The sequence below is a fragment of the Camelimonas lactis genome (genome assembly GCF_004342915.1).
In the GTDB taxonomy this organism is placed as follows: domain Bacteria; phylum Pseudomonadota; class Alphaproteobacteria; order Rhizobiales; family Beijerinckiaceae; genus Camelimonas; species Camelimonas lactis.
In genome coordinates this window covers 31984-41543 of the sequence record NZ_SLWL01000020.1, presented here as the reverse complement: position 1 = coordinate 41543, position 9560 = coordinate 31984, and the positions used below count along the sequence as shown (strand labels likewise).

At 65.3% G+C, this 9560-nt stretch carries 8 protein-coding genes; 2 read left to right on the top strand and 6 right to left on the bottom strand.

Annotated features, from left to right (window positions below; genetic code table 11):
* Positions 1-65: 65 nt before the first annotated feature.
* From EV666_RS18340 to EV666_RS16330, 6 genes are all read right to left on the bottom strand, one after another.
* Positions 66-203, bottom strand: a complete 138-nt coding sequence (locus EV666_RS18340) for a hypothetical protein (RefSeq protein ID WP_165910058.1) — start codon at positions 201-203, stop codon at positions 66-68.
* Between the two features lie 741 nt (positions 204-944).
* On the bottom strand, positions 945-1691 hold the full coding sequence (locus EV666_RS16350; RefSeq protein WP_132010493.1) for an outer membrane beta-barrel protein: 747 nt from the start codon (positions 1689-1691) through the stop codon (positions 945-947).
* A 3-nt stretch (positions 1692-1694) separates the two neighbouring features.
* Positions 1695-1934: a hypothetical protein gene (locus tag EV666_RS16345; protein ID WP_132010492.1), complete on the bottom strand. Its 240-nt coding sequence runs from the start codon at positions 1932-1934 to the stop codon at positions 1695-1697.
* Between the two features lie 564 nt (positions 1935-2498).
* On the bottom strand, positions 2499-3107 hold the full coding sequence (locus EV666_RS16340) for a hypothetical protein (protein ID WP_132010490.1): 609 nt from the start codon (positions 3105-3107) through the stop codon (positions 2499-2501).
* A 425-nt stretch (positions 3108-3532) separates the two neighbouring features.
* Positions 3533-4054, bottom strand: coding sequence for a HugZ family pyridoxamine 5'-phosphate oxidase (locus tag EV666_RS16335; protein WP_132010488.1), 522 nt, complete (start codon positions 4052-4054; stop codon positions 3533-3535).
* 264 nt (positions 4055-4318) lie between these two features.
* The gene (locus EV666_RS16330) at positions 4319-6412 is read right to left on the bottom strand and encodes a tetratricopeptide repeat protein (RefSeq protein ID WP_132010486.1); all 2094 of its coding nucleotides are present in this window, start codon (positions 6410-6412) and stop codon (positions 4319-4321) included.
* A 371-nt stretch (positions 6413-6783) separates the two neighbouring features.
* Between EV666_RS16330 and EV666_RS16325 the strand changes: the two genes are divergently transcribed.
* A complete protein-coding gene (locus EV666_RS16325; protein WP_376886275.1) occupies positions 6784-7146 on the top strand; it encodes a MerR family transcriptional regulator in 363 nt (120 codons plus the stop codon).
* 525 nt (positions 7147-7671) lie between these two features.
* Positions 7672-9465 (top strand): acyl-CoA dehydrogenase C-terminal domain-containing protein, encoded by a 1794-nt coding sequence (locus EV666_RS16320; RefSeq protein ID WP_132010482.1) that lies wholly within the window; start codon positions 7672-7674, stop codon positions 9463-9465.
* Positions 9466-9560 lie beyond the last annotated feature (95 nt).

Genomic DNA, 9560 nt, shown 5'->3' with positions numbered 1-9560 from the left:
CGTCGCCGGACATCCGCAAAGCCAGATCGACGAACTGCTGCCATGGGCCTACGCCTCGGACCCAATCAAGGCCGTGGCCTGAGAACAGCGGTTACAATCTTGGTGCTGCCGTTCGACATCATCTCCCGCGCTTCCGCGACCGCCTTCTCGATGATCGACATGTCGGTGACGACGGGTTCGGGTGATTTTGCTTTTCTGGACATGCGTTGTTCCCCTCCAGATCGTGGAAGCCCGGAGGGTCACGGCAATCAGGTGGTGGGACAACGGGATCGGGGGTGGATTTCCCGTCGCGTTTTTCCAGATGTGGTACGGGTACTGTCACCGCTGATGGGGTCGAACGTGGTGTGAGAACTGCGGAGCTTCCGGGGACAATCCGCAATGTTGAGTTCGCTTTGGTGTGGTGTGTGGACCTGAAAGGTTAGACGTCAGGAAAAATGGAAATCCGGATTTGTGATGTGATGGATCCGGAAGTTTTCCGCAAACAGTTATGGAAGAATATGTAAATGACTGTCTTTGGGAAGCTGTCGTTCTACCACTGAACTACGCCCGCAGAGCGGGATGGAACCGTTGGGTTCTGATCCCGCCCGTCCAGCCGCCGGCAAATCGCCAGGGACAGGGACCTTCATGCACCCGGTTCCGCCCACGTCGAGCAAGGGTCATTGCACCGCCAAATGACGTCGGGGATCGTCGTGCACAGGGGAGGGAAGGTTTACTTGCCGTAGCGGCACCAGTCCCGGCCGCCTTTCACCGTCCGGTAGCAGAACCCGCGTCGCTGCAGTTCGTCCGCAGCGCCGGAGCAACAGCCGCATGCCTGATCCATGTTGGGGGCCTCGCCACTTCCACCACGACAGGCATCGTTGAGGTTGCCCGTATTTTGGAACATGAAAAAACCCGGCAGCAACGCTGCCGGGCTCCTGATAGAACGGGGGAATTCCCCGAATTATTCAAAACTTGTAGTTCACGCCGACGCGGACGACGCCGAACTCGTTGTTCTTGTTGCCGCCCGAGTAGTACAGGCTCGCCAGGGCGGCGCCCGGGAGGTAGACATCGCTGTTGCCGCGATCGAGGCTGACATACAGGCCTTCGATCTTGGCGGTCAGGTTATCGGTGAAGGCATACTCGAGACCGCCGCCGATGGTCCAGCCGGTGGCGGTGTTGTCGCCATTGCCGGCGTAATAGCCGTAATCGTAGCCGTAGAATCTGTTGTTGTTGCCGCCGCCGCCGTAGGCGAAACCACCGGTCACGTAGATCAGGGCGCGGTCAATGGCGAAACCGGCGCGGGCGCGCACGGTGCCGAACCAGTCCATGCCCTGGTTGCCGTAGCCGTAGTTGTTCTTGCCGCCGAGGTCGGCGTACTGGATGTCGGCTTCGGCGCCGATCACGAACTGGCCGATCTGATAATTGTAACCGATCTGGCCGCCGCCGGTGAAGCCGCCGTCGTTGCCGGAGTCGCCCCAGCCGTAGTACGCGTTGTAGACGGGCGCGCCATACAGGTAGTTGTTGTTGTTATTGTTGGTGTTCCAGGCGTAGCCGGCGTTCACGCCGACGTAGAAGCCGGTCCAGGTGAACACGGGAACCACGACCACCGGGGCGACCGGCTCGTACTTGCGCGACGGCAGGTCAGCAGCGAAAGCGGAGCCGGCGGCCAGCATGGTGGCGGCGGCGACGCCTGCAAGAAGAATTTTTTTCATCACTCACTCCATTCCTGAAAGCTTGCGATAGGGAGCTTTTGCAGCACTCTCCGCCAGCCCAACGGGCTTACACCCATCGACGGCGTATGTCTGTAGCGTATTGGCAACAATTGCATCTGGATCAAAAAGCAATACGCACAAACATCTGTGAAGGGTAAGCAAAACATCACCAGTCGGCAAAAGCTCGCAGGAAATCCTGCGCGCCGATGTCTGATTAATCGCAAGTGAATTCAGTAGTTGCATTCGGCGCGCCGAAGTGTATACTGCTTTTACTCACTCCGATTAAGCTGTTCCGCAGCCGGCGCCCAAATGGCGCCGGTTGCGGAACAGTTATCTTCAATCCACCGGGCTTTCTCCGGGCGATGCTCCCTTTTTTCGGTTGGCGGTCTAACGTCTGGCCGCGTCGAACTGTTCCATCCTGGCCCATCCCGCCGGAAACGTCATGCTCCTGCCTGGATACGCCGCGATTGCAAACGCAAAGCTGCTTGCGAAGGTTTGCGGACCATCTGCATCCCTTCCACGGCGGTGTTGGAAACAGAGCCGTTTTCCGTAACGCTACCTGATCAGGGCCAGGAATGACCCATGGTCGCCAAAGTTGCTCGCCATTTCACGCCATGCTGCATGGTTTCAGGGGCAACGGCAAGCTGTGCGTTTGACCATGCGCTGGGCGCCCAGTCTGTGATCTGGCCGCTGGGCGGAGCCAGGCTTGCAAATAACGGCGTTCCTTCCGGGCGTATGATGAGCTTTTCGGGCAACGCCAGTACGTTGCCCGCGGGACGCCGCGCGTGGAGCCGGCTCCCGGCGTCGTCAGTTACGCGGCGTCAGGACGAACTCCGTGGCCTCGGTGAATGACAGGCGGACCATATCGCCCTTTTTCAGCCTCTGGAGCGCCGTGACGACAGCGGGATCGGTCACGCGAACCGTGCGTGCGCCTTCCGGTCCCTCGTAGCTGACCGTTCCGCGCGCGGCGTCAAAGCTGGTGAATCTGGCCGTCACCGTTACATTGCGGACCACCCAGCGCGCGGGCAGGTTGCCAAACATGCCGTCGTTACGCGCGGTGGAGAACGCCACGTCAGGCCGCGCGCCCCGCTGGGCGGGGTCCACGGAGACCAGCGCGCTCTCGACCCGGTTGATTTGCAGGCGATCGCGGCGGCGCAGCGCGTTCAGGCTGCCGAACTCTTCCGGAAGGGTGACCCGCCACTGGCGGCCCCTGCGCTCTACCTGCACGGTGCGCGTTGGCAGATCAACCGACAAAACGCGGACATTGAAGCTGTCGACGGCGACGCCGCCCAGGCCGCGAACGTCGACGGTCTGCGCTGCCGTGCGCGCCTGCGCCGGCGCGCTGGCGAGAGGCAAGGCGGCTGCCAGCGGGGCGGCGACAAGGGTGGCGAGTAGGGTGCGGCGGGACACGGACATGGTGCGCTCCTGTGTGACCAGAAAAACCTGGGTTCCGGAGTTAACCATCGAACAGCGCAATGGGTCGATATGTCTGCGCTCACAATATGCGGCGATCCTGGCGTCGCAGCGACCCGCCCGGTGAACGGGAATGGCGGCCCGATCCTTTTCGGGATGACGCCTGCGCGAAATCTGGCGGGCAGGGGAAGACGCCCGGCGATCGCCCCCCGGGCCGCCCGCCGCTTTTGCCATTCAGAACATCTGGTTCAAACACTTGGTTCAGAAGACTTGGGAAGTATCCGGCCGGGCCACGCCGAAACCGTCCCGCCCTTCTGGCGATGTTCCGTTCTGTGATGGCCTGGTGCGCGCCATGAACCAGGGGTGGCGGCGCGCCATGCCGGCACATGGTGGATGCGTCCTTCGCGGCATGCCCGGACGTTTGCCTGTCACCCTGCCGTCGTTGGCGCCAGATCTTCCACAAGGTCCAGGGGCGTTACGGAGTTCGCGTTCTGCGTCGGGCCGCCGTTCAGCTGTACGGCTTCCGTCTCGATATAGAAGATGCTGCTGTCCGGCAGCGCCAGGTACAGCTTCGACTTGGGGAAACGCTCCATATAACGCTGCTTCAACGTTTCATACGCCGCGCCCTCCACCCGCCGGGCGCGTCCCACAAGGCTGAGGCGCGGTGTGGTCAGCACGTCCTTGTCCATATCGGCGATGGTGATGGAGACGCGGTCGTCCAGCGCGATATTGCGGGCGTGCAGCGAAAGGCCGGCCATGTAGATGAAAGGCTTGCCGGCGTCGTCCACGGCAATGTTGGTGGCGGTGCTGTAGGGGTAGCCGCCTGGGTCCAGCGTTGCGATCGCTGCGGTTTTCGCTGATCTCAACATGGTCCGCGCCAGGGAGATGGCGTCGAGGGGGCGCGCGGCGTCCGCGTTGATTTCACGTCCCCGTGGCGTGATCGGCGGCATGGCTGGTCCTCCGGCGGCGTCGTTGCTGATCCGGCATATCGTGAAACACGCCGCCTGATGTCAATGGCGCTGGCGTTCCGGCGCTTCCGTCAGACGTTCCGGCTGGTTTCCCCGCCGGGGGAGATGGCCGGGCCGGCGGGCGTCGCTCCGGCACGCAAGGCGCGGCGCCTGGCCTGGAAAAAAAAACGCCAGACCCAGCCGGTCCAATGATGTGCGGCGCGCGCCCCGGACGGGCCGGTCAGACAGGCGCGTCAGACGGGCGGATCAGACAGGTTCCTGGACCGGATGAGCGTTCTTTGCCGGTTGCGCGCCCGCCGTGGTCCCGGCTCCGGCGGTCGCCGGCGGGTCGTTGGCCTGCGCGTCGACCGGCGCGGACCGCCAGGCGGCGGCGGCTTCCCGCGCGGCTTGCAGGGCCTCCGGGGTGAGGCTGGCGGCGATTTCGTTGCGCCGCGCCGCGGCTTCCTGATCGCCGCCGCGCGCGCCGATGTCGAACCACATCCAGGCTTCGGCCGGGTCCGCCTTGCCGGCGAGGCCTCTCGCCAGCAGCACGCCCAGATTGTACTGGCTGTCGCCCAGCCCCCGTTCGGCGGCCTTGCGGAACCAGGTCGCTGCGGCGCCGTAGTCGGCCTGCCCCAGCGAACCGTCGGCGTACATCACCGCCAGGTTGTGCATGGCGCGCACATTGCCCTGGCCGGCGGCGCGCGCGTACCAGGAGCGGGCGCGGCGGGCGTCCTTTGCAACGCCGGCGCCCTTCTCATACAGCCGCGCGATGCGATACTGGGCTGGCGCCTGGCCGCGCTCCGCCGCTTTCTCCAGCAGGCTGGCCGCGAGTTTGGGCGACCCCGTGGCGGAGCCTTCGGCGATGCGGTCGCCCAGGGCGTAAAGCGCCGCCGGATCATCGACGATCGAGGCCGGGTGCGCCGACGTGGTGAGGTGGCTGCCGATCTTTTCCGGCGCCCGCGCCGCTGGCTGACCGGCAGTCTCTCCGGAAGGCGGCAGGATCGCGTCTGGCAATGCGCGCAGGGCCGGCGCCAGCAGCGGCACCGAGCCAGCCCCGATGACGACGGCCGCAACCCACAGCAGCCCCTTGCCGCGCAGCCAGCGCGCCATGGCCCTGTCGCGCCGGATGGCCGGCGTCGGCGTCCGTTCCGCCGGGCGGCCGTCACGCCAGGTGTCCCGGCCTGTCGCATTGGCGCGTCGCGCCGCCGCGATCAGCCGCGATTTCATTTCTGACGGCGTTGGCGCCCCGGCCGGCGTCTGGCGAACGGGCGCGGCGGACGGCTCGGCAGGCAGGAAGGTCGCGGGGCGACTGGCGGGGGCAGGGGGGGCTTCAGCGGGCGCTGTAGTGATATCGCCGCGGGGGCCGGCGACGGCCATGGCGTTGGCGTGGGCGAGCATGTCCGCGCGCTCGGACGCCTCACGGGCCGCGCGCAACTGCTCGGTCAGCGCCGACACGCTGTCCTGTAGCGCGCCAAGCCGCGTCGCCATCGAGCGGATGTCCTGGGCGTGCCCGGCCTGCGCCGCCGCCATGTCATCACGGATGGCGTGCGCAAGGGAGAAGTCGCTGACCGCCGGCATCGCTGCGACCGGGCGGGGCTCCTCACGCTCCTTCTCCGGTTTTTGGGTGGCGGCGAAGCGCGCGACGGCGGCGTCGATGGCCGCCAGCACCGGTTGCGTTACGCTGGCTTCAAGGTCCGGAAGCGTGGGCTGCGGCAGGTTGCGCAGCGCGTCGTCGACAATCTGGCGCATGGCGTCGGCAGAAACCTGGCGCAGCGCGCTCTCACCCGCCGCGTCAGCCAGCGTCGCAAGGCGGGCGTCCAGCTGCTGGAGCCCGTTCTCGAGATCCCAGGCCGGGTGCCGGGTCAGCGTGCGCGTCAGATCCGCCAGGTGGTCGTCAACGACGTCGAGACGCTCATCCATGGCGCTGGTGATGGCGCGCGCGATCCCGGGGCCCGCAGCCTCCAGGGCTTCCAGGCGGGCGTCAAGCATGGCGAAGCGTCCGCCGTCGACGGCGTGCGCGGCGATATCGCCGCGCAGGGTCGCGATGGCCTCGCCAAGGGTTGCCGCAATGGAAGCCTCGATGCGGCGGGCGGTTTCCTCGCCGATCCGGCGCAGAAGGCTGTCCGTATCGCTCCCGGGAAGGGGGACGGCGGCGGCCTGGTCGCGCCCTTTCGGCGCGGGAGCCGGGGGCGTGCATGCGAAATCTGCAGGCGCGCCATCCGCATAGCGCGCCAGACGGGCTGCAATCCGGTCATTGACTGGCTGGTTGTGTGGCGCCGCGTTGATGCGACCTATGGTTGCGTCAATGCGCCGCATGCCTTGCCGGGATGTGGAGGCGGGGCTGGCCGTTCGGGTCATGGTTCGCCATCCTGCTGGCGCGGCAATTGTGTCGCTGCCCGTGCAAGCTATTGAAATTCAAGGTTTTCAGGCGGTTCCCCGGCGCATCGCCGGCATGCAGGCCTGTGTGTCTCCACTATCTGCAAAGATAGTAAATGAAGTGTTAACGGGATAACCGCCGCTTCCCCCGCCCATGCATGCAACGGAAGCATGACGTTGCGGTTGCGGATCACAGAAAATTGAGCGACGATATTTACGCGCACATTCCTGTGGGGGGGATTATTGTGAACCACGAAGTCGTTCATCAGCTCCATGCAAGTCATTCCATTGCGTCGGGGCAATCCAGGCATGTAGACAAGGGCGCGGACGCCGCCAACACCGCTGGTTACTATCTGATCGGTGATCTTGCGCGGGACTTCGGGGTGACGCTGCGCGCCCTGCGTTTCTATGAAGACAAGGGGCTGTTGCGCCCGGGCCGGCGCGGCGCGGTCCGCCTGTACAGCGATCGGGATCGTGAGCGTCTCGCCATTATCCTGAAAGGCAAGCAGCTTGGTTTCACGCTCGGTGAAATCGCCGGCATGATCGAGCGGAACGAGGGTGATTTCAACTCCGCGTCCAACGGATTGACCTTGCGCCTGTCCGTCGACCAGATCAGCGAACAGATCAGACACCTCGAAGCACAGAAGCGCGATATCGAAGCCGCGATCACCGAACTGGAAGCCAGCCGCGCGCATGTGGCCCGCCTCAAGCTCTAACGGCGACGGTTGGCTTGCCGGCCGTGGGTCCTGTCCTGTCCCGTAATGGGTAAAGAGCCGCCGCCAGTTCGCGCATACATGCCAGTGCACATACATGAAGGGGTCGCCGGAAGGCGGCCCTTTGTCTTTGCGTCCCCGACAGCGCGCCAGTTGGCGCCGGACGTTGCCGCGATCGTGGCGCTGCGGGGCATCCGTGGCGGCGTGGGTGGGAGCGATCCACTCCCGTCATCTGCGACCAAAGTCAGGGGCGCGCCGCGCGTCTGACGATAGACCGCAAAAACGTCATTGTAATCAGACATGTTTGCGCCACGGCGGTGCATGCCCCGTCGCCATCGCCACTGCAATCGCCAGCGGGCGCGGCGGCTTTTTGCGTTTGCGGGCCTTTAAGGCGGTTCGCAGATGGTTTATATGTGAACTATCTGCTCTCCGCCCCCGGGATACCCCTGCAAGGGGCGGCGGGGCATTGCCGTTCCGGCGGACCCGAAGACGCTTGGGCGACGCGCGCTCGCCCCACAGGAGTTGCCCATGTCCACCTACAAGGCGCCCGTTGATGACGTGATGTTCCTGCTGCGGGATGTCCTGAACATCGAACAGTATGGCAATCTGCCCGGCTTCGCGGATGCGTCGCCCGAACTGGTGGAGGCCATCCTGGTCGAGGGCGCCCGGGTCTGCGAGGAAGTCCTGCAACCGCTCAACGCCTCTGGCGACCAGGAAGGCTGCCGCCGCGCCGAGGACGGGTCGGTCGCCACGCCGAAGGGCTTCCGGGAAGCTTATGCGGAATTCGCCGCCGGCGGCTGGATGGGGCTCGCCGCCAGCCCCGAATACGGCGGGCAGGGCCTGCCGCACACCGTCGCCGCCGCCATCAACGAATTTTCGTCCTCCGCCAACATGGCTTTCGCCATGTATCCGGGCCTGACCATGGGCGCCGCCGCGGCGCTGTATGTGCATGGCTCCGATGAACAGAAGCAGACGTGGCTGCCCAACATGCTGTCCGGCAAATGGACCGGCACCATGAACCTCACCGAGCCCCACTGCGGCACGGATCTTGGCCTGCTGAAAACGAAAGCCGCGCGCCAGCCGGACGGCAGCTTCCGCATCACCGGCACGAAGATTTTCATCTCCGCCGGCGAGCATGACCTGACGGAAAACATCGTTCACCTGGTGCTGGCCCGCATCGAGGGCGCTCCGGAGGGCGTCAAGGGCATTTCCCTGTTTGTCGCGCCAAAGTTCCTGCTCAACGCCGATGGAACGCCGGGCGCGCGCAACGCCGTCAGCTGCGGCTCCATCGAACACAAGATGGGCATTCACGGCAACGCCACCTGCGTCATGAATTATGATGGCGCCACAGCCTGGCTGGTCGGCGAGGAAAATCGCGGCCTGAACGCCATGTTCGTGATGATGAACGAGGCCCGCCTCGGCGTCGCCATCCAGGGGCTGGCCCAGTCCGAGGTCGCCTACCAGAACGCCGCCCAATACGCGAAAGAGCGGCTGCAGGGGCGCGCCCTCACCGGCGTCAAGGCCGCCGACAAGCCCGCCGATCCAATCATCGTTCATCCGGATGTGCGCCGCACCCTGCTCTCCATCCGCGCCTTCAACGAGGGCGCCCGCGCCTTCGTGCTGTGGAACGCGCTGAAGGCCGACATCGCCCACCGCTCGCCGGACAAGGCGACGGCGGAAGCGGCGGATGAGGTGCTCGGCCTGATGACGCCGGTGCTGAAGGGCGTGCTCACTGACGTTGGCTTCGACAATGCGGTGAAGGCCCAGCAGATGTTCGGCGGCCACGGGTATATCGTGGAAACGGGGGCCGAGCAGTTCGTTCGCGACGCCCGCATCGCCATGATCTATGAGGGCGCCAACGGCATCCAGGCGCTGGACCTGGTGGGCCGCAAGCTGCCGCGCAACGGCGGCCGCGCCGCCATGGCCTTCTTCGGCGAATTGCAGCAGTTCGTCAGTGAGAACGAAGCCGATGAAAAGCTGGCCCCGTTCCTGAAGGCGCTGGGTAAATCCGCCGGCCACCTGCAGCAGGCCACCATGTGGTTCATGCAAAATGGCCTGAAGAACCCGGACAACGCCGGCGCCGGCAGCACCGATTACATGCACATGCTTGGTCTGGTCGCCATCGGCTACATGTGGGCGAAGATCCTGAAAGCGCTGCACGCCAAAAAAGCGGCGGGCGAAACCCTGACGCCGGCGCTGGAAGCCAAGTTCGTGCTGGCCGATTTCTACGCCCAGCGCATGCTGCCGGAAACCGGCGCCCAGCTGGCCCGCATTTCCGCCGGCGCCGACGCGGTGATGGCGTTGCCCGCCGAGGCGTTCTGAGCCGCCAGGAGCCCGGGGACACGGGGACCCGGGCGAAGAGCAGGAGCGTCGCGCGGGCGACGCTCCACCACGTTGATCTGACGCATTTCCTGCCG